At 67.5% G+C, this 23,917-nt stretch carries 25 protein-coding genes and 1 pseudogene; 9 read left to right on the top strand and 17 right to left on the bottom strand.

Features of this window, described 5'->3' with window-relative positions; genetic code table 11:
* Positions 1 to 9: 9 nt before the first annotated feature.
* Positions 10 to 1,467, bottom strand: coding sequence for an MFS transporter (locus P3L51_RS19115; RefSeq protein ID WP_354606466.1), 1,458 nt, complete (start codon positions 1,465 to 1,467; stop codon positions 10 to 12).
* Between the two features lie 240 nt (positions 1,468 to 1,707).
* The gene (locus tag P3L51_RS19110) at positions 1,708 to 1,863 is read right to left on the bottom strand and encodes a hypothetical protein (protein WP_354606478.1); all 156 of its coding nucleotides are present in this window, start codon (positions 1,861 to 1,863) and stop codon (positions 1,708 to 1,710) included.
* A gap of 160 nt (positions 1,864 to 2,023) precedes the next feature.
* Between P3L51_RS19110 and P3L51_RS19105 the strand changes: the two genes are divergently transcribed.
* On the top strand, positions 2,024 to 3,472 hold the full coding sequence (locus tag P3L51_RS19105; protein ID WP_354606465.1) for a recombinase family protein: 1,449 nt from the start codon (positions 2,024 to 2,026) through the stop codon (positions 3,470 to 3,472).
* A gap of 147 nt (positions 3,473 to 3,619) precedes the next feature.
* On the opposite strand, the gene P3L51_RS19100 is transcribed toward P3L51_RS19105, so the two are convergent.
* From P3L51_RS19100 to P3L51_RS19085, 4 genes are all read right to left on the bottom strand, one after another.
* Positions 3,620 to 5,029, bottom strand: coding sequence for a replication initiator (locus P3L51_RS19100; protein WP_354606464.1), 1,410 nt, complete (start codon positions 5,027 to 5,029; stop codon positions 3,620 to 3,622).
* 281 nt (positions 5,030 to 5,310) lie between these two features.
* Positions 5,311 to 5,505 (bottom strand): hypothetical protein, encoded by a 195-nt coding sequence (locus tag P3L51_RS19095; protein ID WP_329145398.1) that lies wholly within the window; start codon positions 5,503 to 5,505, stop codon positions 5,311 to 5,313.
* Positions 5,502 to 6,803: an FtsK/SpoIIIE domain-containing protein gene (locus P3L51_RS19090; protein WP_354606463.1), complete on the bottom strand. Its 1,302-nt coding sequence runs from the start codon at positions 6,801 to 6,803 to the stop codon at positions 5,502 to 5,504. The genes P3L51_RS19095 and P3L51_RS19090 overlap by 4 nt, the downstream gene beginning before the upstream one ends.
* Complete coding sequence (locus P3L51_RS19085) at positions 6,803 to 7,165, bottom strand: SCO3933 family regulatory protein (protein ID WP_354606462.1); 363 nt, start codon at positions 7,163 to 7,165, stop codon at positions 6,803 to 6,805. The genes P3L51_RS19090 and P3L51_RS19085 overlap by 1 nt, the downstream gene beginning before the upstream one ends.
* 161 nt (positions 7,166 to 7,326) lie before the next feature.
* Between P3L51_RS19085 and P3L51_RS19080 the strand changes: the two genes are divergently transcribed.
* Positions 7,327 to 8,097: a GntR family transcriptional regulator gene (locus tag P3L51_RS19080; protein WP_354606461.1), complete on the top strand. Its 771-nt coding sequence runs from the start codon at positions 7,327 to 7,329 to the stop codon at positions 8,095 to 8,097.
* Positions 8,098 to 8,469: 372 nt separating this feature from the next.
* Here the strand turns inward: P3L51_RS19080 and P3L51_RS19075 are convergent, their stop codons facing one another.
* The 5 genes from P3L51_RS19075 to P3L51_RS19055 all read right to left on the bottom strand — a co-directional run bounded on the left by P3L51_RS19075 (position 8,470) and on the right by P3L51_RS19055 (position 11,989).
* Positions 8,470 to 9,258 (bottom strand): DUF6414 family protein, encoded by a 789-nt coding sequence (locus tag P3L51_RS19075; RefSeq protein ID WP_354606460.1) that lies wholly within the window; start codon positions 9,256 to 9,258, stop codon positions 8,470 to 8,472.
* An 18-nt stretch (positions 9,259 to 9,276) separates the two neighbouring features.
* Positions 9,277 to 9,936, bottom strand: a complete 660-nt coding sequence (locus tag P3L51_RS19070) for a hypothetical protein (protein WP_354606459.1) — start codon at positions 9,934 to 9,936, stop codon at positions 9,277 to 9,279.
* 526 nt (positions 9,937 to 10,462) lie between these two features.
* Positions 10,463 to 10,747: a hypothetical protein gene (locus P3L51_RS19065; protein WP_354606477.1), complete on the bottom strand. Its 285-nt coding sequence runs from the start codon at positions 10,745 to 10,747 to the stop codon at positions 10,463 to 10,465.
* Between the two features lie 212 nt (positions 10,748 to 10,959).
* Positions 10,960 to 11,196 (bottom strand): DUF7848 domain-containing protein, encoded by a 237-nt coding sequence (locus P3L51_RS19060; RefSeq protein WP_354606458.1) that lies wholly within the window; start codon positions 11,194 to 11,196, stop codon positions 10,960 to 10,962.
* Positions 11,197 to 11,410: 214 nt separating this feature from the next.
* Positions 11,411 to 11,989, bottom strand: coding sequence for an ATP-binding protein (locus P3L51_RS19055; RefSeq protein WP_354606457.1), 579 nt, complete (start codon positions 11,987 to 11,989; stop codon positions 11,411 to 11,413).
* A 170-nt stretch (positions 11,990 to 12,159) separates the two neighbouring features.
* Here P3L51_RS19055 and P3L51_RS19050 point away from each other — a divergent pair, with 170 nt between their 5' ends.
* Positions 12,160 to 13,512, top strand: coding sequence for an NsdA family TPR-like regulatory protein (locus P3L51_RS19050; RefSeq protein ID WP_354606456.1), 1,353 nt, complete (start codon positions 12,160 to 12,162; stop codon positions 13,510 to 13,512).
* A gap of 44 nt (positions 13,513 to 13,556) precedes the next feature.
* Here the strand turns inward: P3L51_RS19050 and thiC are convergent, their stop codons facing one another.
* A complete protein-coding gene (thiC, locus tag P3L51_RS19045; RefSeq protein ID WP_354606455.1) occupies positions 13,557 to 15,389 on the bottom strand; it encodes a phosphomethylpyrimidine synthase ThiC in 1,833 nt (610 codons plus the stop codon).
* 207 nt (positions 15,390 to 15,596) lie between these two features.
* Here thiC and P3L51_RS19040 point away from each other — a divergent pair, with 207 nt between their 5' ends.
* Positions 15,597 to 17,003 carry a YibE/F family protein gene (locus tag P3L51_RS19040; RefSeq protein ID WP_354606454.1) on the top strand — a complete coding sequence of 469 codons (1,407 nt, stop codon included), beginning with the start codon at positions 15,597 to 15,599 and terminating at the stop codon, positions 17,001 to 17,003.
* Between the two features lie 26 nt (positions 17,004 to 17,029).
* Here P3L51_RS19040 and P3L51_RS19035 read toward each other — a convergent pair whose 3' ends face one another.
* From P3L51_RS19035 to P3L51_RS19020, 4 genes are all read right to left on the bottom strand, one after another.
* Positions 17,030 to 17,464 carry an SsgA family sporulation/cell division regulator gene (locus P3L51_RS19035; RefSeq protein WP_354606476.1) on the bottom strand — a complete coding sequence of 145 codons (435 nt, stop codon included), beginning with the start codon at positions 17,462 to 17,464 and terminating at the stop codon, positions 17,030 to 17,032.
* Positions 17,465 to 17,616: 152 nt separating this feature from the next.
* Positions 17,617 to 18,393 (bottom strand): IclR family transcriptional regulator, encoded by a 777-nt coding sequence (locus P3L51_RS19030; RefSeq protein WP_354606453.1) that lies wholly within the window; start codon positions 18,391 to 18,393, stop codon positions 17,617 to 17,619.
* Between the two features lie 281 nt (positions 18,394 to 18,674).
* Positions 18,675 to 18,893, bottom strand: coding sequence for a DUF5326 family protein (locus P3L51_RS19025; RefSeq protein ID WP_354606452.1), 219 nt, complete (start codon positions 18,891 to 18,893; stop codon positions 18,675 to 18,677).
* A gap of 211 nt (positions 18,894 to 19,104) precedes the next feature.
* On the bottom strand, positions 19,105 to 19,422 hold the full coding sequence (locus P3L51_RS19020; RefSeq protein WP_354606451.1) for a cupin domain-containing protein: 318 nt from the start codon (positions 19,420 to 19,422) through the stop codon (positions 19,105 to 19,107).
* Between the two features lie 14 nt (positions 19,423 to 19,436).
* Here P3L51_RS19020 and P3L51_RS19015 point away from each other — a divergent pair, with 14 nt between their 5' ends.
* From P3L51_RS19015 to P3L51_RS19000, 4 genes are all read left to right on the top strand, one after another.
* Positions 19,437 to 19,817: a phage holin family protein gene (locus P3L51_RS19015; protein WP_354606450.1), complete on the top strand. Its 381-nt coding sequence runs from the start codon at positions 19,437 to 19,439 to the stop codon at positions 19,815 to 19,817.
* 6 nt (positions 19,818 to 19,823) lie between these two features.
* Complete coding sequence (locus P3L51_RS19010) at positions 19,824 to 20,990, top strand: cystathionine gamma-lyase (protein WP_354606449.1); 1,167 nt, start codon at positions 19,824 to 19,826, stop codon at positions 20,988 to 20,990.
* Between the two features lie 245 nt (positions 20,991 to 21,235).
* A complete protein-coding gene (locus P3L51_RS19005) occupies positions 21,236 to 22,129 on the top strand; it encodes a LysR family transcriptional regulator (RefSeq protein WP_354606448.1) in 894 nt (297 codons plus the stop codon).
* A gap of 191 nt (positions 22,130 to 22,320) precedes the next feature.
* Positions 22,321 to 22,800, top strand: a complete 480-nt coding sequence (locus P3L51_RS19000; RefSeq protein WP_354606447.1) for an NUDIX domain-containing protein — start codon at positions 22,321 to 22,323, stop codon at positions 22,798 to 22,800.
* Positions 22,801 to 22,815: 15 nt separating this feature from the next.
* On the opposite strand, the gene P3L51_RS18995 is transcribed toward P3L51_RS19000, so the two are convergent.
* Positions 22,816 to 23,511, bottom strand: a complete 696-nt coding sequence (locus P3L51_RS18995; RefSeq protein ID WP_354606446.1) for an HAD family hydrolase — start codon at positions 23,509 to 23,511, stop codon at positions 22,816 to 22,818.
* Positions 23,512 to 23,587: 76 nt separating this feature from the next.
* Here P3L51_RS18995 and P3L51_RS18990 point away from each other — a divergent pair.
* Positions 23,588 to 23,917 (top strand): annotated as a pseudogene (locus tag P3L51_RS18990) (DUF2269 domain-containing protein); the annotation flags it as partial.

Below are 23,917 nucleotides of genomic sequence, written 5' to 3'. Positions count from 1 at the left end.
GGGAGATGGTTACGTGCTCGCCGGGGCCCGGGAGCCGCGGGCGGCAGGACGCGAGGTCATGCCGAACGCGGTCGCGGCACCGGCCATCATGAAGATTCCGATCGCGATCCAGGCGTGGACGAACGCCTCATGGGTCGCGTCGTAGGTGAGCGGAGTGCCGAGGATCGCGACCAGCAGGCTGATCCCCAGCACGCTGCCGATCTGCCGGCTCATGTTGACCACCGCGCTGCCCGTGGAGAACCGGGCCGCCGGCAGGTCGGTCGTCGCGGTCGCGAGGATCGTGGGGAGCGCGAGGCCCACCCCGACGCCGCCCACCAGCCAGCCGGGCAGCAACTCGCTCGCGTAGTGCGGGCTCTGATCGGTGCTCATCGCCATCAGCGACACCCCGGCCGTGCACAGCAGACAGCCGGCGGCGACCATCCGGCCCGCCGGGACGCGCGCCGCCAGCTTCGCGGCGACGATCGCGGCCAGCGGGACCATCAGCGGGCCCGGGGCGATCCCGAGTCCCGTACGCAGCGCGGAGTAGTGCCACACCTGTTGCATCCACAGGATCGCGGTGAGCAGATTCGCGGCGAACGCCGCGCTGAAGGCGATCGCCGTCACGTTGGACCAGACGAAGGCCCGCACCCGGAGCAGCGCCGGTTCGATCACCGGGGATGCGTGGCGCAGCGACCGGAACCAGAACACCGCGATCCCGAGGACCGCACCGGCCAGCACGGCGGACGTCCGGGCCGCGGACCAGTCGTTGATCTTCACCAGGCCCAGTGCCAGCAGCCCGATCGACCCCGTCAGCAGGGCGGCTCCCGGCAGGTCGGGAAGCCGGGTCACCGTCGTCTCCTTGGAGTCGGGCACGATGCGTACGGCCACGACCAGCGCGAGGACGCCGATGGGGATGTTCACCAGGAAGATCCAGCGCCACGACGCGCTGACGAGCAGACCGCCGAAGACCGGCCCGGCCGCCGCCGCGAGCGCGGCGCTCGCCGACCAGATCCGTACGGCGCCGGCCCGCCGCTCCGGCGGGAAGGCCGAGAGCAGCAGACCGAGGCTGGCGGGGGTCAGCGCCGCGGCGCCGACCGCCTGGAGCACCCGGAAGGCGACCAGTTGCCACAGTGACGTCGAGACGGCGCAGGCGGCGGACGCCAGGGTGAAGAGGGCGACGCCGAGGAGGAATCCGGCCTTGCGGCCGTAGCGGTCGGAGAGCCGCCCCAGGGGCACCAGGAGTGCGGCGAAGACGATCGCGTAGGCGTTGAGGACCCAGGAGAGGTCCGCGAGGGAGGCGCCGTCGAACTCGCGGCCGATGGCGTCGAAGCCGACGTTCACGATGAAGAGGTCGAGCCCGGCCATGAAGGCGGCCAACGACAGGATCCCGAGCAGCAGCCCGGAGTGCGGCGGCGATGACGACGGCGGTGCCGATGCCGATGGCAGGGGGGCGGGCGTTGGTTGTCCGGTGCCGGCTTCTGTGGCCAATGCGGTCAATCCCTCTGGGCGATGGGAGTGTCGGTGGAGTGCTCCGCCACCTGCCGTCTACGGGATTCATCCGATACGTTCGCCACTTCCCGGTACAAGGGATTCCGGCCCGTGCCCACCTTTCCCGGTCCCGACCACCACTTTGGTGGGAGTCCCGGCTACGACCTACGAAGTACGGGCGCGGCGTGACAGAGGCCCCCGACCGGTCCGGTCGGGGGCCCGCGCTGTCCGTACGGCCGGTCAGTCCACCAGCGGCAGATAGACCCGGTTGCCGCTCGCCGCGAACTCCTTCGACTTGGCCGCCATGCCCGCCTCGATCTCGTCCTGCGAACCGCCGTGCTCACGCCGGATGTCGTGCGAGATCTTCATCGAACAGAGCATCACCAGATGCTCCACACCGTTTAGCGTGGTCGCATCGGCTCGACCACCGGACAGGGGGAGGCTCCCGATGGAGAAGCGCGAAGAGATCATCAGCAAGTTGCGAGGAGTTCCCGAAGGGCTGCCGTCCGTCGAGGACGTCCGCGCGATGCTCTCCGCAGACCTGTCCCTGAAGTGCGTGGTCTGCTACGCCCGCATCTCATTCGACGGCCGTGTGAAGGACGCTCACGGCATCGAGGACCAGCACCGGGACATGGTGACTCACGCCCGCAGACTCGGGTGGCTTGTGGTCTACCGGTACACGGACAACGACAAGAGCGCCAGCAAAGAGAGCGTCGTCCGTGACGATTTCGAGCAGCTGATCAAAGACCTGGGGACCGGGACCACGCCGGAGGGCTACCCGATCCACGGCGTGATGGCGGTCAACGATGACCGCCTCTACCGGCGTCCAAGCGACTGGGAGCGCTACCTCAAGGCGTTCACCTCGCAGGAAGGCCGTGTGTACCACGACTCGAACGGCACTCAGGACCTGTACGCCGAGGGGTTCGAGATCAAGGGACTGGTGGGTGTCGCCATGTCCCTGAGCGAGACGCGGAAGAAGCAGCGCCGCACCAGGAACAGCCATCGCAGCCGCGCCATCCGAGGTCAGTCTGTTGCCGCATGGCGTCCCTTCGGCTGGGACGACGACAAGATCACGCTCCGACCGGAGGAGGCCGCCGCGATCCGCAAGGCGGTACATGACGTGATCGCCGGAGCGTCCATTTCCGAGATCACCGCCCAGTGGAAGGAAGCCGAGTTCATCACGAGTCGCGGCAATCCCTTCCAGTACCAGACCGTCAAGCAGATCCTCAAGAACGCTCGCCTGTGCGGCTACCGGGAGATCAAGGGCGAGTTGGTCCGGGACGGCGACGACCAGCCGATCACGGGCGAGTGGGAGTCGATCATCACGCCGAAGGAGTGGTATGCGGTCACGGCCGAGATTCGGGGGCGAGGCCATGGAGCCGGTGTGCCGCGCGGGGGCTTGGTCCACAAGTACCTGCTCACCGGGATTCTCAGGTGCGGCAACGTGCTTGAGTCCGGAACCACCTGCAACAACAAGATGATCGGCATCAAGGCCAACGACTGGTTGAAGTACCAGCACGCCTACATGTGCAAGAAGACCGTGGACAGTGGGTGCAACAAGACCTACAAGCGCGGCGACAAGACAGACCGGCACATCGAGCGGCTGGTGATCGCCAAGCTGAAGGCGGAGGCCGAGGCCGCCACGCGGGAGGTACCCGAGTGGGACAAGGCCGATGATCTGGAACGCGCCGTGCAGAGCCGCAAAGCGCTGGAAAAGCGCTGGCAGGACGGGGTGGTGGAGGACGAGATGTTCTTCAGGAACCTCCCCGCACTAGAGACGCGCGTCAAGGAACTCCGTGCGGACCAGGCCAAACATCTGGCGATGAAGGCCGCAGCCGAGGCCGCACGCGAGGACATCGCCCAGTCCTGGGAATCCAAGACGCTCGCCCAGAGGCGGGAACTCATCAAGAAGGCCGTCCACGCGATCGTCGCGATCCCTGGGGGCAAGGGAAACAAAGCCTTCGACGTGGAACTCCTCAAGCCCGTGTGGCGCTCCGACGGGTGAGCCGCACTCCCAGAATCTCCCCCATCCTGTGTAACTGATCGTCCGAGAGCGGCGGTGACTCGCGTACGTGGCGCTCGATCCACGCCGTCACCGCCGCTTCCTCGTCTGTCTCACGTTTCTGTTCTGTGCGTCTCGCCGTCGATCGGTTCATGTCGCGGCGCCACCCGCAGACTCCGATTCCGCGCGAGCGATCTCGCGGTTCTGGGCCTGGTCCTCAGCGACCCCAGCGGCGATGAGGGCAGCGCCGGAGGTGTGCCCTGAGCCGACGTATCGCCAGTGGGCATCGGTGATCGCGTCGGGTTCGTCGGCGTAATCGGGTGCGGCCCGTTCGTGGTCGGCGCGTTCGGCGCGCAGGGCCCCGTAAGTGGTCGAGTAGGCAAGGGACTTGGTGAGGATGTGGCCCCGGTATCCGAGGGTGTGGGCCCAGGCGCGCAGGCGCAGCGGTTCCAGTTCCGGGAGGCCGCCGAGTCGCCAGCACGCGGCCATGAGGGTGCGTACGTGAGCCGACAGCCGAGCCGCAGCGATGTCGGTGGGGCTGGTGATCGGGTGGTCGAGGCCGGCGGAGGTGTCGGCGGCTCCCTTGGTGACGTACTTGGCGACGTACGCGGCTACGGCGTCGTCGGCCAGGCCCTCGCGACCGTCGAAGGCGCGGAGCGGCCGGGCGTCGAGCTGGTCGCCCCAGCGCAGTTCGTGCTCTCCCAGGGCGCGGCTGTACGGAGTGTGGAGTCGTACGGCCGCCGCAGCGGTGTGCACCACGGCGGCGAGGACTTCGGCGGTAGCCCAGGCAGGGGGCGGGGTATCGGGCCCGTGTGCGCCGTCGAGTCGGACCACGGCGTGGACGTGGACGGCCGCGCGCTTTTGGTACTCGGCGACTTTGGCGTAGGAGATGCGCACGGTGCGCCGCAGGCCGCTGCGGGTGTGACCGGTGCGAGCGGCGAGGTGGTGGTAGAGGTTGTCTGTGAACGCCTTCCACAGCCGTCCGGCGTGCGCGTGCCACAGGACGTGGGCCGGGTAGTCGTAGCAGCCGGGACAGAGCGGTTGCCCGACGAGCGGATCGGTCGGGTCATGGGTGGCCGGGCAGCCGGGTGAGCGTCCGTGCTCGCAACGGTCAACGTGACGGCGGGGTCTGCATCGTTCGCTGTCTGCGGTGGCGCGGTGGACGGCGCCGAAGGAGGGGGCCGTCAGGGTGAGGAACAGTCGGGGCCGTTGCTGTACGTCCGCTGGTACGGACTTGCCGCCGACGAGTCCGGCGCGGACCAGGTGGAAGGTGTCGCCCGCGTGGAGGCGGGAGCAGGGGGCGCAGACGGTCGCGCGGCGGTTGCGGCAGCGGATCAGCAGCCGTTCAGCGGGTTCTGTGGCGGTGTCGTAGTGGTGCAGGACTTCGCCGGTGCCGGTGTCGCGGGTGGTGGTGGAGCCGGTGAGATGGATCGGGTGGGCGCAGCCGCCGGTAGACCTCACTTGTTCCAGCCACCGGCCGAACCGGGGGTCTTGGACGAGGTGGATCAGGTCTTGGTCGACTTCGGAGAGCTGACGCAGACGCGCCGAGCGGTCAAGCACGGCGCGTCTGTCAGCCGAGGGATTCTCTGCGGGGATGGTGGCGACCTCCCGGGGTGGGCCGCCGTAGCGGCACGGATGGTTTGGGGTGGGTGGGATTCGTCCATGGAGATCACTCCCGGTTCGTCAGTGGGTGGTGGTCGGTGGATCAGCGGATGGTGCCGGTGCCCCGGCAGCAGCGGCAGCGCCGCCGGTGGCCGGAGCGGGTCTTGCGGTAGCGCTCGCCCTTGCAGATCGGGCAGCGGACACGACGCATGGGCATCTTTCGGTGTCTCCCTGGTTGTCTAGGAGTGAGTGAAGGCGGACAGGAACCAGTTCACGAGGCCGTCCGCCGTGAAGATGACCGGTGTCTGACCGAGGTACATGCCGAACAGGGCGATCAGTACCGCTTCCCACCACCGCACCTCGCGGGAGCGGACGAGAAGCACGGTGACGAGCCCGAAGACGAGCATCAGCGGCAGAGCCGTCGACTCGCTCATGCGTCATCACCCCCGTCGGCCGAGTTCCCCAGGTACGGCAGGTACGGGGTCAGGTCCGCGAACTCCGCCGCTGTGGACTGCACTTCCGCCGTCGTCGTCAGATGGGACCGGCCCCGCATCCAACCGCTCAGATCGCCCGTCGTCACGGCAACGCCCTGTTCCATCTCACCGATCGACTGAGCGACCACCACGGCGTCCTTGTTGAGATCGCCGAGCGCCATTTCCGCCGTGCCGGGATCGTTGACACGATGGCAAATACGGCCGCCCAACTGGGCCCGTAGGGCAGTGACTCCGGGCCCGAGATCGGAGCCGACCCGCTGGCCGGCCACCACCAAGTGGACGCCGAGTGCCGCACCGAGCTGGGCCAACCGCAGGAGGTAGGTCGAGCACTGCTCGGCCTCTGCCCGCTGCTCCTTGCTGCCGTTGGTCAGGTACAGCTCTGCCAGTTCGTCGACGATCACGACGACCGGTACCGGTCGCTGCTTGTCGGGCAGGTCCCATATCGAGCGGGCACCCGCCTGGCGGCACAGGCGCATGCGCTCTTGCATGTCGGTGACCAGGGCGCCGAGGACGGTGACCGCCTCGCTGCGGCAGGTGGCCAGGGCGGAGAGCCGCTGTTCGACCAGCCCCAGTTCGATGCCGCCCTTGCAGTCGATGCCGACCAGGGCGACGGGCTGTGGGGCGAGTTGGGTGATCAGTCGGGCGATCAGCGTGGACTTACCGGACTGTGTCGCGCCGACGATCAGCCAGTGCGGCACGCGCCGGAAGTCCATCACCCACGCACGGCCCGTCTCCAGCGCTCCGACCACCGCCGACAGCAGCACCGCCGACTCTCGCACCGCAGGACGGCCGGGATGCTCCAGCGGGTCACTCGCCGTCGCGGCGATGAGTACGACGCCACGTTCCGGCGAGGTGACCCGTACCGCGTGCATGCGCCATGAATGGGCGAAGGCGTCAGCCGCCGCAAAGAAGGGGGCCGGAGTCTGCCCTGCTCGGAGTCGGACGGTCAGTTCCAGACCGCTCCGTGTGGGGCGGGGGAAGGAGCAGCGCGGCGTGAGGGTTTGCAGTGGTTCGCCCCTGACGGCTAAGCCGCCCACGATGTGGTGGTTCGGCTTGTGGGAGACCGTCAGGTCGTTGACGTAGGCCACCTTGCGCCAGGTGAGCATTACCCGCAGGGCGGCGCGGGGGTAGCCGGTCAGGTACCAGTGCCAGTCCGGTCGCCGCTGTTGCACCTCCTTGCCGATGACCAGCAGCCAGGCCAGCAGGGCGAGGCAGAAGGCGAGCATGATCGGTCCCATCAGGCCCCACCACCCTTGCCAGCCGGTCCCGTGGCCGTTGCACCGCTGGCCGGTACGGGGGTGATGGCGGCGGCGCGGAAGCTGATTCCGTGCCGGTCGCCCATGGCCCAGGAGAACGCGTCGAGGCCGGTCACGCGTACCTCTGCCCCTTCGACAACTCCCTTGGGTTCTCCGGTGACGGAGATCTCGATCACCGAGACGCGGCGACCTTCCTGACGGACCGTGACGGCGACGCTGTAGATGGTGTTGCCTTCCTTGTCCCTCTTGACCTCCTTGGTTTCGAAATCCGCGATCTTGGGTTCAGGCCCGACGGCGCACCGCAGTACGCCGAGCCGGGATGTGTCCACAGGGATGGACTGCATGAAGGTGGGGCCTCCTCGATCATCGAGACATCACGTGATGTCACTCGTGCTTACGAGTGGAGAGTGTGCATGTCTTGACCGAGAAGCGCAACCACTTATGCTTACGAGTGACGTCAGCTCACGTCATGATGATCCACAACAGGTGACGAGGAGAGCCCGGCATGGGAGAGATCCAGCGACCCGGTGCGCTGTACCAGCAGGTTGCCGCCGAGATCCGCAGCGGCATCAGTGCCGGTGAGTACACGCCCGGAGCCCCGCTCCCCTCAGAAGCCCAGCTCATCGACCGCTACAAGGTCAGTCGGCCCACCGTCCGCAAGGCCATCGCCGCACTGCGCGCGGAAGGGCTCATCGAGGTCATCCACGGCAAGGGCAGCTACGTCCGGGCCGTCCCCGCTCCAGCGGTCACCATCGAACGGACCATCACCCGCAGCGGCAAGACCTTCCGCACCGGCCACCACCAGTGGCAGCAGGCCGAGGCCCCGACGATCTACCGCACCACCACCACGGCTATCACGGGCCCGCTGCTCGAACTGGCCGAAGGCGAAGCGCTGTTCGCCGTGGACCGACTACTGACCGACCCGGACACCGACACCCGCGCACTGCACCGCATCCTCATCCCGTTCGCCACCGCGAACCAGGCGAAGCAGCTCGCCGAAGCCCCGGACACCGAACCGGAGCAGATCTACGCCCTGCTCACCAAGGCCGGCCACACGCTCACCTGGCACGAAACCGTCAGCGCCCGCATGCCCCTGCCGGACGAACGCGCCGCACTCCACACCCCCGACGCCACCCCGATCATCCACACCACCCGCACCACCCACGGCACCGACCAACACCCACTGATCCTCGAAGAACTCCGCACAGGCGCCGACCGCACCCAACTCGCCTACCGCATCACCGCCGACAGCCCCCGCACACTCCACGCCGTCTAAACGGGGCGCCCCTGCGAACTGTCGAAACCTGTCTTCACTTACTCAAGGCGCCTCGCTCCGCTCGCCGCGCGCTCCCCGGCTCACCGCCGGGCCCCGCCGCTCCTGTCTCCGCCCCGCTGCGGGCCCGGCTACGCCGGTCGCGCGACTGAAGAGCGAACGCCAGTGGTGAGGAGAAACCCTCCGTGGCTGGGGCGGTCGGCTCCACGGCTTTAGGCAGCCACTTTGGGGCGAGCCTCTATAATCATGGCCCCAACGTCGTGCTTTACCGGGCAGGTCCACAGACTGCCCGACGCGCCGGAAGCTTAAGGGGCCATGATCACTCGCCCCAAAGCAGCTCCAGCCCAAAGCCCCTCCACCGACCTGTCGACCAAGTCAGCGGTAGATCGCGAGAATATCTAGGGTCAGAGCTGGTCCGACCAGCGTGGTCTCGTCCGTCTGTTCTTGCCGAGCGGCCTCCCGACGTTGCTTTCGGCTCATCAGAGACGCACCGGGAATTGCTAGAAGGGAATGGGTTTCACCATCCTTCAGCCGCTTGGAGACCTTCCCCAGAATGAAAACATCGCCTTCAACTGCGTCACGCATGTAGTCTTTGTTCAGCTTTCCCGTGATCTGAGGACCACCATCTTCTTGGTCCCCTACAATGACTACGTCGGACTTCATAGCCTTGCCGAAATCACGAAACGCTTTTGTTTCCTTCTTCCCGGGTAGCCCCTCAAGGTCCTGCCCCAGCATGGGAGCCATTGCCCGAAACGCTTCAAGCATGTTCACCATGCCATCCAATTGATCCGGCTGGCTGAACATGCGAATGAAGGGAGGGATCTCCACTTCACACTGCACCTGCACGATATCGGCTACCGCGGTTTTTTCGAACTCCTCCGCAAGGTCTTCGATATCGCGGAATCGCCAGCGTGCAGACGCATCGTCGAGCGCAGTGACCAGACGAATGAAACGCTGGCTAGCCGTCTCGCGAACGATCCGCTCCTCTTCGGAACTAGAGTCACCACCCATTGGCTCTCCGAGCACCCCGGAGTCGACCACTGATCCGCTCGACAGACGCCGCTTCTTTGATTCGTCAGAAAGACCTTCCTCCACTACAGAAAGATACTCCTCAAGACCTTTCTCATCCAGGTAGAGAAATCGAGGCAGAGACGGAATGGGCATTTGCACTCCATACTATTCTCAATCCGGTCCACCATTCGCCGAATTCGAGACATTGGGGACCGAAGATCGCAGGATTTCGAGGGCGTCAGTAGCCTTATTGCGATCGGGTTCTGCGATCACATCAGGCTCGTTACTGTACGCGATGTATTTCGCCGGACTAGCGATATTGCCAAGCTGAATAGGAAAGACTAACAAGCCCTTCCATTGCTTTCTATGGCCGAGCTTGCATTGGATTGTGGCCTGATATTCTTGATGCTCAGGAATGAAGTTAGGAAATGGTGTACTAAATTCAACAAATACCTGCACGGCAGAGCGCCCGGCCACAACGAAGACACTGGGGAGTCTAGGGTCGTCGTCTCTTTCTGGTCTAATTCTGTCGCGAGTCGTACTCCAAGGCAGCACGATAACCCCGTCTCGCTCAACACTCGGAAAGACAAGGCGGAGATTCTGCACAATGATCGGCTTCGGGCCGGTATTGAAGAAAATCAGGGGGATTCGAATCAGCGTCTTGCTGCCCGTTACGGCCGCAGCAAATGAATGAGGCGCATAGGATTTGAGCAATCCTTGGCGCGCATTGAGCCACCAGAATGAGGCAATAGTAAACAAAAGCGCACATGCCGCCACCACCGCGGCAGCCGGTAGCGCTCCTACGCTGGTTGCATTCGTTGCTGCTAGCACCACTGGAGTATCGCAGCCGCTCGGTGCACATGGGGCATTTTCAGGTTTTTGGGTGAGCTATCACGGCTAGATGCGCGCTTCTCGGAATCCCCTTCCGTACGGCTACCTATAGTCAAACGATTGCTTGCCGTGGTCGCTATACGCCATTATCCTGAGCTGCCGCTACGTCTGGTGGACATGAACGCCCAGTCGGCGAGGCAAAGCTCTCGCACGCGCGAGCGCCCTCCCGGGCCAGCACGGGGCCATGGAAGGGCGCTCAGCGTTAACAGCTCAGCAGCAGGTCAGGGCGTCGACCAATTAGGCGGCCCCAGGTCACAGCCGCACGTGATCAGTTGTGGTTGTACAGCGCAGAAGTACCGCAACCGCGGCGACCAACCCCATCCGTTAGCAGGTCTCAAGAGCTACGGATCAAAGGGTCGTTGACCTCAACGAGGCCGGACGGAGATGCACACCAGCGCCGTCCGGTAGTGGCTGCCGTGCCAAAAGCTGACGCTCGGGGCTCACGGGTTCCGACACTGGCGAGCGCTCAACTGGCCTTACGCAACCGCGCCGCCGTCAACCGGGCCAGCATCGCCACCTCTTGCGCGGTCGCCGCCGATAGCTCCAGCCGTACGATCCCCGAGCCGTCCGCAGCCGCCCCCGCTCGGAGCTTGGCCCCTTCCATGTCCAAGCCCACTCTCGTCAGCGCGTCGCCGAGTTCCGCCGCCGCTTGCCCGGCCTCGCGCCAGCCCGCCACGTAGTCGACCCCGCGCACCCACAACACCGCCTCAGAGTCGAATGCCTCGCCCTCGAAACCCGCGTGGTCATACATCTGCGTCAAGTCCCTTCCCCGTACTGGCTTATGACTGTCCATCAGGGGCGCATCGAACGAGAACACGACGACGGCCCCGGTACCATCGGCACCAGGGTCCTGATCATGGGATTCCTAACCGGACCACCCCCAGCCCGCCAGGTCACGGGGTGGTCCGGTCTTGCGTCTGCGGTTGTTGCGCACGACCCAGCTCGCGCCGGACTATCGACAGGTCATCGGGGGCCCTCCACCAACGAGGCTCGGAAGAAGCTGGTGATCACGCTCCGGAAGCCGGTGTGACCGGTGCGTCCCGCGTGCTTGAGGCACCAGGTCTCCGGGCCCTCTCTGTCGTCCGCCGCCCCGGAGGACTCGCCGCACGAGGTGCACTCGGTTACGTAGATCGGCCCGCTCCCCGAAGTGTCCGTATGCAACGCCCAGTTCGCGTAGCGCCATACCTCCCGCGTCGTCATCTCCGCTCCTCCCGATCTGAACCACGTCCGCCGCGCTCCACTTTCACCATGTCTGTGGCATTCACCAGCAGGGCAGGCCCCGACTTGAAGATCAGCACCACAGCCGACCCCCCGGAGCCACCTCGGCCCGAGCGCACTGCCTTGACCTCTCGCCGTCGGCCCCGATCGCTGATCGCGTCGCCGCGCCGTACCCGCAGCGCCAACATCCGTGTCATCACGCCGACCGCCGCTCACCAGTAGCCATGGAAGGTGCTCCGACAGAACCGCCGAGGTCGAAGCGGCAGAAGACGCTCTTGCCTCCGCCCTCGTCAGGCGTCCACCACAAGCCGTCGGCCAGGGTGCGCACGATGTGCAACCCCCGCCCGTGATCGGGTAGCAGCGCTTCCGGGAGATCCTCGGCGAGGTCCGGGCCGAAGCCGTCGCCGAGCGGCAGCGTGGGCGGGTCGGAGTCTTCATCGGCCACATCCACGAACAACCACCGAGGCCAGGACCGCAGGGTGAGTGTGATCACCGGGCGGTGGCCGGGCTCCACCGAGTGGCGGTCGGCGATCACATGGAGCACCACGTTGCCGACCAGCTCTGAGACACACAGTTCAACGTCGTCGGCGAGATCTCCGAGATCCCAGCTCCTGAGTGCTTCAACCGCTATGCGCCGCGCCGCCTGCGGGGTGTCCTCTGCGTCTGCGAAGAGTGTGAGCGCGCGAAAGCGGCTCGCTGCCGCTACCCCCGCAGGCCCGACGAATCCCGCCTCTGCTGCCGGGAGCAAGCCTTGCGTGATCTTTCCGGTTGCCATGACACGATCGACCGTCCTCGGTCACGTCCACCGGGGCGTTCCCGGCAGGGTGAGCCGAGAATGCACCCCTAACACCAGCCGTCGCTCCCCCCTCTTGGGGACCCCCCTCTTGGGTACACTCGCGAGACGCACCCCGAAGAGTTGATAGGTCAATCATTAGGGGAAGTGAGATGGCCGAAGTTGCTCCGACGCCCGCAGCACTGCCGCCACACGTGCTGGAGCGCGCCGACGTCCGGTCCGCGATCGCCAACCACGATTTCGGCGAGGTCTTCAGACTCGCCAGGCTGCACGGCAAGATCAGCTACGCCAAGATCGCCGAGGCCGTCGGCTACAAGCGCGAGCACATCGGCAAGATGGCCAAGGACGAAACCGAAGGCAAGGGCGTTCGCCCCCGCATCACCCAGTACCGCAAGATTCTTGAAGTGGTTGACGGACTGCGCATTCCTGGCCACCTCGCTGGACTCTCCCCACGCCCATGGGAGCTGGAGCAAAGAGCGAACACCTCCCAGCCGGAGGACCCGAGCACGCTGCTCGCGGAGGGTGGTGCGGGACTGTGGGACATAGCCGAGCTACTGCGGCGAACGGAGATGTCCAGCATCAACAGCGCAGCCCTGGAGTCGATCGAGCAGGGCATCGACCAGTTGGCCCGCGCCTACCCGTACGCCGATGCCGACCACCTGCATCAGCGCACTCGGAACGGCTTGCAGTACGTCACCAAGCAGCTTGAGAGCCGGATGACACTGCGCCAGCACCGGGAACTGCTCGTCAACGCGGGCTGGCTGTTCCTGCTCAACGCGTGCGTCCAGTACGACCGGGGCCAGCGGGAAGCCGCCAACCTCAGCAAGGCCGCCGCACTCCGCATCGGCGAGGAGGCCGGCCACGGCGAGATCAAGGCGTGGGCGTGGGAGATCGAGGCATGGTTCGCCCTCACGCAGAGCCGATGGCAGGACATGCTCACCGCGGTGGAAGCCGGGCACGTCGCCGATCAGACGCACTCCGTCGGCGTGCAGTTGTACGCGCACAAGGCTCGCGCGGCAGCCCGGATGGGAGACGCGCGATTGGTCCGCGACTCCCTGGACGCCGGGCGCGCAAGGCTGGACCGCCTGGCCCGCCCGGATCATCCCGAACACCACTTCATCATCGACCCCGACAAGTGGGACTTCTACGAGATGGACGCGTACCGCCTGCTCGGTGATGACGAACGCGCCGCCGTCCACGCACGGTCGGTGATCCGGATCAGCACCGGGCCCGACGGCACCGAGATCTCCCCCATGCGCGCTGCGGAAGCCCGCCTCACACTCGGAGTCGGCGCCGCCCGGAACGGTGAGATAGAGGAGGCCGTAGGCATGGGCACCGCTGCTCTTGCCGCCGACCGGAAGTCTCTTCCCTCTCTGCTTTTGGTCGCCAACGAGCTCGACAACGAACTCCGCTCCCGCTTCCCCCGCGAGGTCTCCACGCGCGACTTCCACGAACGGATCTTGACCATCACACGCGGCGCGAGCACCCCAGAGCTTCCGTTCTGAACACACGGGCGAGGGGGCAGGTCAATGACCTGCCCCCTCGTCATTCAGTCAGCCAGCGGCAGGTACACGCGGTTGCCGTTCGCCGCGAACTCCTTGGACTTCTCCAGCATCCCCGCCTCGATCTCGTCGTCCGAAGCGGAAGAGAGCAGGTCAGGGGCGAACTGCTCTGTGATGCTTCTGCTAATCTTCATCGAACAGAATTTCGGTCCGCACATCGAGCAGAAGTGCGCGGTCTTCGCCGGCTCGGCGGGCAGCGTCTCATCGTGGAACTCCCGTGCCGTGTCCGGGTCGAGCGCCAGATTGAACTGGTCCTCCCAGCGGAACTCGAACCGCGCGTCCGACAGCGCGTCGTCCCACTCCCGCGCCCCCGGGTGCCCCTTGGCCAGATCCGCCGCGTGCGCCGCGATCTTGTAGGTGATGACGCCGGTCTTCACGTCGTCGCGGTTCGGCAGGCCCAGGTGCTCCTTGGGAGTCACGTAGCAGAGCATCGCCGTGCCCCACCAGGCGATCATCGCCGCGCCGATACCGGAGGTGATGTGGTCGTACGCCGGGGCGACGTCCGTCGTCAGCGGGCCGAGCGTGTAGAACGGCGCCTCCTCGCAGATCTCCTGCTGGAGGTCGATGTTCTCCTTGATCTTGTGCATCGGGACATGGCCGGGGCCCTCGATCATGGTCTGCACATGGTGCCGCTTGGCGATGGTGTTCAGCTCGCCCAGCGTCCGCAGCTCGGCGAACTGCGCCTCGTCGTTGGCGTCGGCGATCGAGCCGGGGCGAAGGCCGTCACCGAGGGAGTACGTCACGTCGTACGCCGCGAGGATGTCGCACAGCTCCTCGAAGTTCTCGTACAGGAAAGACTCCTGGTGGTGCGCCAGACACCACGCCGCCATGATCGAGCCGCCGCGCGAGACGATGCCGGTCTTGCGGCGGGCCGTCAGCGGCACGTACCGCAGCAGTACGCCCGCGTGGACGGTCATGTAGTCGACGCCCTGTTCGGCCTGTTCGACGACCGTGTCCTTGTAGATCTCCCAGGTCAGCTCCTCGGCCCGGCCGTCGACCTTCTCCAGTGCCTGGTAGAGCGGCACGGTGCCGATGGGGACGGGTGAGTTGCGCAGCACCCACTCGCGGGTGGTGTGGATGTTGCGGCCGGTGGAGAGGTCCATGACCGTGTCGGCGCCCCACTTGGTGGCCCAGGTCATCTTGTCCACCTCCTCCTCGATGGAGGAGGTGACCGCGGAGTTGCCGATGTTGGCGTTGACCTTCACCAGGAACCGCTTGCCGATGATCATCGGCTCGATCTCGGGGTGGTTGACGTTGGCCGGCAGCACGGCGCGGCCGGCCGCGATCTCGTCGCGTACGACCTCGGGCGCGACGTTCTCCCGGATGGCGACGTACTCCATCTCCGGGGTGATGTCGCCCCGCCGGGCGTAAGCGAGTTGGGTCACCGCCTGCCCGTCGCGGCCCCGGCGCGGCTGGCGCGGGCGGCCGGGGAAGACGGCGTCCAGGCCCCGTAGATCAGTCGCTCCGCTCCGGAGCAGCCCGCCGCGCGGTGAGGTGTGCTTGAGGCCGTCGTCCTCGGGGCGGACGGGGCGGCCCGCGTACTCCTCGGTGTCACCGCGGCCGATGATCCAGTTCTCCCGGAGCGGTGCGAGGCCGCGCCGTACGTCGGTTTCGACGGTGGGGTCGGTGTACGGCCCGGACGTGTCGTACAGCGTCACGTCGTCGCCGTTGGTGAGACGCACCTGCCGGACCGGCACCCGGAGGTCGGGGCGTGAACCCTCCACGTATCCCTTGTGCCAGCCGATGGGCCGCTCGGCCTCTCCCGGACTCTCCGGATCGGAGCCGCTGGAGGCAGACGTGCGTGTGTCCTGAACGGTCATGGAGACCTACTCCCTACGCCGGCATTACCCGGTAACAGGTTCGGCGGTCGACGCAGCTCAGGGGTCCGGGGAGACCCCGGAACTCCACAGTCAGCGTCCTCTCAGCCCGGTGCTCCGAGCTCCCGCGTGTGTAAAGGCAGCACCACGCTAACGCGATGTCGGGCGTGCTGAACAGAGGGCCTTCGCCGTTCTTGCGATGATCGGTCGGTGACCTCACCCCAGCAGACACCCGATTCGCACGGCCACTCGCACAGCCATGGGCCGGCCGCGCCGGTCTCCAAGCATCTGCGCAAGGTCATCGCCGCGGTGCTGATTCCCTTCGCGACGGCCGTCGTTGTCGGACTCGCCGTGCTCTGGCCCGGCGGCGCCCCGGCGCACGAACGCACCGGTGTCGGCTTCGACCGGCAGACCGAGCAGGGCCAGGTGGTGAAGATCGAGCAGGTCGACTGCAAGGACGTGAACGCCGCGCAGGTCCCGCCGACGGGTGACACATCGACGCCGGAGGGGCGTGAGGCACAGCGCGCGCAGACCGGGGACTGTGTGAAGGCGACGGTCGAGGTAACGAGCGGCAAGAACAAGGGGCGCACGTTCGTCGAGGTCGTCCAGCCGGACGCGCCCCGGCAGTTTCACGTGAAACAGGGCGTCGTGGTCGCCTACGCGCCCGACGCGCCGCGTGATCTCCAGTACTCGGTCACGGACGTGGACCGCACGGTGCCGATGGCGCTGCTGGCCGGGATCTTCGCGCTCGCGGTGATCGTGGTGGGGCGGCTGCGCGGACTGATGGCACTGGTCGCGCTCGTCATCTCGTTCGCCGTACTGACGCTGTTCATCCTGCCGGCGATTCTCCAGGGCTCGAATCCGCTCGTCGTCGCGGTCGTGGGGGCGAGCGCCATCATGCTGATCGCGCTCTATCTGTGCCACGGCCTGACGGCCCGTACGTCGGTCGCCGTCCTCGGCACGCTGATCTCGCTGCTGCTGATCGGGCTGCTGGGCTCGCTGTTCATCGGCTGGGCGAGTCTGACGGGCAACACGGACGACAACACCGGGCTGATCCACGGTCTGTATCCGGAGATCGACATGAGCGGTCTGCTGCTGGCGGGCATCATCATCGGATCGCTCGGCGTGCTCGACGATGTGACGGTCACCCAGACCTCGGCTGTGTGGGAGCTGCGTCAGGCGGATCCGACCATGGGGCCCCGCGCGCTCTACCGGGCGGGGATCCGGATCGGCCGCGACCACATCGCGTCGGTGGTCAACACGCTCGTGCTGGCCTACGCGGGCGCGGCGCTGCCACTGCTGCTGCTCTTCACGATCGCGGAGTCGAGCGTGGGGACGGTGGCCACCAGCGAGCTGGTGGCCGAGGAGATCGTACGGACCCTGGTGGGGTCGATCGGTCTGGTCGCGTCGGTGCCGGTGACCACGGCGCTGGCGGCGCTGGTGGTGTCGGCCGACCGGCCGGGGTCGTCGGGGGGAACAGGGACGGAGGCCGCGACGGGGGCGCCGTCAGGGGCACCCTCGGGAGCGCCGACGGAAGGGCCGTCGAAGGCGCCTGCCAGGGCGCCGTTCGGGGGGCTGCGGGCGCGCGGCGGGGGCGGGCGGCGCCGTAAGGCGTAGCCCTCCACCCCGTCGGGGGCGACCGCTCAGCCCGCGTTCTCCTCCGCGAGGATGCGGCCGAGGGTCTCCTCCAGGTTGGTCTCGAAGTCCCCGAGCGCCATCTCCTGGCCGAGCGGGACCAGCCGGTCCGTACGGTCGAGGAAGGCGACCAGCGGCGGTGCGCTGACCCGGAACAGGGCGTGCTCGGTGCCGACCTGCAGTCTGATGTGGACGTCGGAGAGTTCTTCGGGCTCGGTCGGCGAGATGTAGACGTCGCCGTCGCCGCTGGGTTCGTTGATGCCGTCGACCAGCAGCTCGCGGCCGAAGGCCCAGGTGACCGGGGCGTCGCCGGGCAGATGGAACGTCATTCGCACCGCGTAGGGGTCCGCCGTCTCGTAACGGAGTTCCACGGGAATTCGAAATGAGAGCTCTTCGGAGACGAGGAAACTCATCAGGACTTCGGCCTGAACCAACTCGCGCATCATGTACCCCGCAGTGGATGACGGAAAGTTACGGAGAGTAAGAAATTCAGAGGGATTTCGGGGGTTTGAGGGGTGAAACGTCCGGTATTGATGCCCCTTGATCCTCTTCTTAATCGTCCAGCACGCAGTAACAGATCACAAGGAGTGATATTTCAGATACTGATAGAGAATTCCAGCGAGCCGATCATGTTTCCGATCTCTTTGCATAGCCGTTCGACAGCGGGAAGCAGTCTTTCCTCCTGATGGAGCGGCACGGACGTCGCGAGCGCCGCGACCGTCGCCCCGGCCCTGATCGGTACGGCGGCGCAGACCTGGCCGAGCACGTACTCCTGGCGCTCGAGCACCGGTCCCGTACGCCCCATGGCGGCGAGGCGTGACAGCAGTGTGCGCCGGTCGGCGACGGAGAAGGGGGTGAGCGGGCCCACGGGGTGCCGGTCCAGATGGTCCCGGCGGGCGTCCTCGTCGAGCTGGCTCAGCAGACACTGGCCGATCGCGTGCGCGTGCGCGGTCTCGCGGAAGTCCGCCCATTCGGCGACGGCGGGCGCGGCGGGGCTGTCCGCCACGGCGACGATCTCGATCTCGCCCTCGCGGTAGATCGCGAAATACACCGGCGCCCCGATCAGGTCGCGGCAGTGCTCCATCGATTCGGCCATGGTGCGCCGGGCCGGGCCCAGCCGTGGACCCGCACCGCTCACCAGGCGGTCCACCGCGTCCCCCAGGAAGAACACACCCTTCTCGCGGCGGAGATAGCCCTCGTGGGTCAGGGTGCGCAACAGGTGATAGGCGGTGGGAAGGGGGAGACCGGCCTCGCGCGCGAGCTGTTTCGCCGGGGCGCCGTTCGGATGGGCGCCGGCCGACTCCAGTAGGCGCAGCGCACGCCGCACCGAACCGATCAGGGTTGGGACAGCTGGCGTCGTCGCTGTGGCCAAAGGTCACCCCCAGGCGTACTGACGGGCGTGCGCCCGCTCGCGGGGGCCGCCCCCGCGCCTGCCACACCCTCGCGGGACCTCGAACAGAGTCTGAGGTCCGGCGCCGAGAACTCACACAATGCGCTGGTCAAAGCGACCATCGACGCTGTTTTCGCAGGATGCGGTAGAGGCTTGCCACTCTAATGGCAGCTTCTGAGGAGGGAGTGGTTTCGTCTCCGCCTTTCCCCCGCGCGGGCTAACGGCCGGGGTGCGGCGGCGCCCCGGCGGGGGCGGCGGGGGGCCTACCAGTCGCCGCGCGAGGACGAGGAGGAGGTGAACTTCCGTACGGCGAAGACGAGCCCGCCGACCAGGGCCACCAGGATCAGCACCTTGAACAGCAGTGCGATCACAATTCCGACCAGGCTCGCGATCAACCCGCCGAACACGACGAGAACGACCACGGGCAACGCGATCCACTTCACCCACCAGGGCATTCCCGCGACAATCTCCCGTACCGCCATCGTCCCTACCTCGTTCCGTGAGTACCTGAAGCCCTGAAGCCCGAAGGAGCGTGAGTACGTGAGGTCCGTTCCCACGTTCCCGTTGTCTTCGATGCTAGAGCGGCGCGGGCCGGAGCGGAGGTTCCGGAGCCCTGGGACTCCCCTGATCCGACCCTGACGACACGGGTGAGGGTCCGCGGTCGCTCCTCTCCACCCTGAGTGGCGGGTCGCCTCAGCCCTCCGGCGGAGAGAAGACGACCATCACCCGCAGGTCCTCGGTGATGTGGTGGAACTTGTGCGGCGTACCGGCCGGTACGTAGACGACGCTGCCCCGCCCGACCTGCGTCGTCTCCATGCCCACGGTGATCGCCGCACGCCCGCTCACGACGAAGTAGACCTCGTCCTGGCGGTGCGGCTGCTGCGGGTCGGTGGTGCCGGCGTCGAGCGCGTACAGGCCGACGGACATGTTCCTTTCCCGTACAAACTGCAGATATGCCCCGTCGTTGGCGGCACGTTCCGCCTCCAGCTCGTCAAGTCGGAATGCCTTCATGCCACGATCACACCATGAAGAATTTCCTAGTCAAGACGATCGCCAACGCGGGAGCGCTGGCCGTGGCGATCTGGCTGATCAATGACATCACCCTGACCGGCGACAGCACCGGCAAGAAGGCACTCGCGCTGGTGATCGTGGCGCTGATCTTCGGGCTGGTGAATTTCCTCGTCAAGCCCATAGTCCAGCTGCTGACACTGCCGCTGTTCATCGTCACCCTGGGGCTGTTCACCCTGGTCGTGAACGCGCTGATGCTGCTGCTGACCTCCTGGCTCGCCGACAAGCTCGACCTGAGCTTCCATGTCGAGGGCTTCTGGACGGCCGTGCTCGGCGGGCTCATCATCTCGATCGTGTCGTGGGCGCTGAACGTCGTGCTCCCCGACGACAAGGACTGATCGCCCATGGAGCCCGCGGAGAGCGGTACCGGCGCCGCGCCGGGTCCGGACCACGAGGTCGGGGACGGCACCCGCGCCGTACGGGCCGGGCTGCCCGACCCGGTGAAGTACGAACCGACCATGCCGGGACCGGTGTTCGCCGCCCACTTCCATCTGCCGGGCGAGCCGACCGGCCCGTACACCTACGGCCGTGACACCAACCCCACCTGGACCCATCTGGAACGGGCCATCGGCGAGCTGGAGGCCCCCGGCCGGGTCGTCGAGACGGTCGCCTTCGCCTCCGGGATGGCCGCGATCTCCGCGGTGCTCTTCTCCCAGCTGCGCACCGGCGACGCGGTCGTGCTGCCGGACGACGGCTATCAGGCGCTGCCGCTGCTGCGGGAGCAGCTCACGGCGTACGGCATCGAGGTGCGGACCGCGCCCACCGGCGGCGACGCGCAGCTCGACGTGCTGGCCGGTGCCCGGCTGCTGTGGATCGAGACCCCGTCCAACCCCGGGCTCGACGTCTGCGACATCCGCCGCCTGGTGCGGGCGGCGCACGACCAGGGCGTTCTCGTCGCCGTCGACAACACGCTCGCCACCCCGCTCGGCCAGCGTCCCCTGGAACTCGGCGCGGACTTCTCCGTGGCCAGCGACACCAAGGGCATGACGGGCCACGGTGACATCCTCCTGGGGCACGTGACCTGTGAGGATCCCGAACTGGCGGCGGGCGTGCGGCGCTGGCGCAAGATCGCCGGCGCCATCCCCGGGCCGATGGAGGCCTGGCTCGCCCACCGCTCACTGGCCACCCTTCAACTGCGCGTCGACCGGCAGTGCGCGAGCGCGCTGCTGCTCGCGCGGGCGCTGGGCGGGCGCTCGGAGGTGAGCGGGCTGCGCTACCCCGGACTGCCCGACGACCCCTCGCACGCCGTCGCGTCCACGCAGATGCGGCGCTACGGGTGCGTGGTGTCGTTCGTCCTGCCCGACCGGGACCACGCCGAGCGCTTCCTGGACGGACTGCGACTGGTGGACGACGCGACGAGCTTCGGCGGGCTGCGGTCGACCGCGGAACGGCGGGGGCGGTGGGGCGGCGACGCCGTACCGGAGGGCTTCATCCGGTTCTCCGTGGGCGCCGAGGACCCCGACGACCTCATCGCGGACGTGCTGCGCGCGCTGACGGAAGCCAGCCCCTGAGAGGACCTCGCCCGACCGTACGGAAAGGACCCCGACGTGGAACGGACGGTCCGAGCCTCCCCCCTCGTGGCTCGGACCACCCATGGGTTCCACGCGCGAAGAACCACGCCAACAAGGCTAGTTGACTGTGCGTCAGTGTCCAATCACAGTAGCGACAGCCGCCTATCGACTTATTTATAGTTGGACGCTCCGGCGACGGACCCTGGGACGGGTTCGCGTGAGCCCGGAAGTTGAGGAGGGCTGCCATGGATCTGGCCCTGCTGCGCACCTTCGTCACCGTCCACCGAGCCGGCTCCTTCACTCGCGCCGCCGCGCTGCTGGGGCTCTCCCAGCCCGCGGTCACCGGCCAGATACGCACGCTGGAACGCCAGTTGGGCCGCCCGCTGTTCCTGCGGCAGGCCCGTGGTGTCACCCCCACCACCATCGGCGACGAGCTCGCCCACCGCGCCGCGCCCCACCTCGACGCGCTGGTGGAGATCGCCGAGACCGGGCTCGACGACGAGTGGGGCGTCCGGACACTGCATCTCGCGGGGCCGCCGGAGTTCACCTCCGCACGCGCCCTGCCCGCGCTCACCCCGCTGATCGGCCAGGGCCTCGCGCTCCGCGCCTCCTTCTTCGCCAACGCCGAGGAGACCCTGGACGGCCTCGCCGCCGGACACCACGACCTCGCCATCGCCACCGCCCGGCCACGCGGCGGACTGCTCACCGCGACCCCGCTCTGCGACGAGGAGCACGTCCTGGTCGCTTCGCCCCGCTGGGCGGCGCGGCTGGGCCACGACGTGCTGCGCGAGGGCCATGTCGTACTGGAACAGCTGCCGGTGGTGGAGGTCCACGAGTCCCTGCCGCTCGTCTCCCGCTACTGGGCGTCGGTCTTCGACTCGCGGCCGGCCGCCGCGGGCGCCGTCATCGCACCCGACCTGCGCGCCGTCCTGGAGAGCACGGCGGCCGGCGCCGGGCTGGCCGTACTGCCCCGCTACCTGTGCGAAGCCGCCCTCGAACGCGGTGAGATCGTCGCCCTCTACGACCCGCCGGTGCCCCCGCTGCGCACGTACTTCCTCGTCGTACGCACCGGCACGCTGGCCCTGCCGCACATCGCGCGGGCGCACGAATGGCTCCTGCGCGCTTCGGTGGACTGGTGACCGACCGAGGTCATACGCGGCGACGCCCCGGGCAGCCACGCGCGGGCCCGGCGACCTGCGGGTGGTGGTTCTCCACCCCGCCGGCCGACACGTCGGTGGATCGTCACGAGCGCAGGCCCGGCAAGCGCTTTCGAGGCACGCCCCGGGCGCGAGGGAGTTTCGACACGGCCGTATCGGGCCACGCTCTTCCCATGACTGAACGGCCCGTCGTCAAGCGCACCGCACGCGCCATCCTGCTCGACGGCGACCATCTCGTTCTCATCAAGCGCACGAAGCCTGGTGTCGATCCGTACTGGCTGACTCCCGGCGGCGGGGTCGAGCCGGACGACGCCACCGTCGTCGACGCGCTCCACCGCGAGGTGGACGAGGAGCTGGGCGCCAAGATCACCGATGTCATTCCGTGCTTCGTCGACACCGTCGAGCACATCGCGGACCATGGCGTCACCGGCGTGAAGGTCCAGCACTTCTTCGTCTGCCGGCTCCAGTCGATGGATCCGTCACTGCGGCACGGGCCGGAGATGGACGAGCCCTGCGGGGAGTACGAGATCGTACGGGTGCCGTTCAGCCGCGTCGGGATCGCGGCCGTCCATCTCGTACCGCTCTCGCTGCGGCACTATCTGGACGGCAACATCGAGGGCGTACGGGCGATGCACGCGCCTGACCTGGCCTGATCCGGGAGACCCGCTCTAGGTCGTGTGGCCGAGCAGCGCGAACGCCTCGCGCAGATCGCCGCCCGTGTACGTGTGCGTGGCGAGCCCGGCCAGATGGTGGTCCGCGTTCACCGCCACCGCGCGGGGTACGGAGGCGAAGATCGCCGCGTCCGACATGGAGTCACCGAAGGCGACACAGTCGTCGAGCCGCACCCCGAACCGCGCGCACAGCTCGTTCGCGATCCGGACCTTGGCCGCCGCGTCGAGAATCCCCGCCCGGTCCAGTGGCTGTGTGAACGGCAAGGCCGGCCAGCGCGAACCGTATGTGGCGTGCGCGCCCCACGGCAGCAGGCGTTCCACGAAGAAGTCGGGCGAGAGTGTGATGACGGCGCAGTAGTCACCCCGCGCGCGGATGTCCTCCCAGACTTCCCGGATCCCAGCCAGCCACGGTGCCCCCTCGAAGGCCGCCTCCACCTGTGCGGCGGTGAGTTCCGCCCACAGCTCCCTGGCCCGTACGGCGAACTCGTCCGGGGCCAGTCCGGCGGTCAGGAACTCGCGCTCCAGCTCCGCGATCTCGGCGCTCACCCCGAGCTGCCGCGAGATCTCGACAGCGGCGGCCGATCCCCGGATCAGCGTGCCGTCGAGGTCGAAGAGGTGGAGGGTGCGCGGGCGAGGGCGCGAGGGGAGGCGGCTGCTCGCGCGGGCGCCGATGTGCTTCCCGGGGCTGTCCATGTACGCCGAGGTTAGTACGGACGGTTACTCCCGCCGTCAGACGCCCTCCGGCTCGAATCGCGACACCGTGTTTCACGTGAAACCACTCAAGCGGCCCGCCCGCCGGGCACTCGTCGTCGTCCATGTCGCCGTCTCCGTGAGCTGGCTGGGCCTCACCCTTGGCCTGCTCACGCTGGGGATCACCGCGTACACCACCGGCGACTCCACCCTCACCGACGCCTCCTACCGCGCGATGAAGGTCTTCGCCGACTGGCTGCTCGCGCCCGTTGTCGTCATCACCCTCGTCAGCGGTCTGGTGCTCTCCCTGGGTACGCCCTGGGGCCTGGCCCGGTACCACTGGGTCTGGATCAAGTTCTGGATCACCCTGGTCACCGGTGCGGCGACGATCCTCGCGCTGCGGCCGGGG

It is taken from the genome of Streptomyces panacea (genome assembly GCF_040560175.1).
Taxonomy (GTDB): domain Bacteria; phylum Actinomycetota; class Actinomycetes; order Streptomycetales; family Streptomycetaceae; genus Streptomyces; species Streptomyces panacea.
Note: the sequence above shows the minus strand (reverse complement) of the source record. Positions and strands in the feature narration are given on the sequence as shown.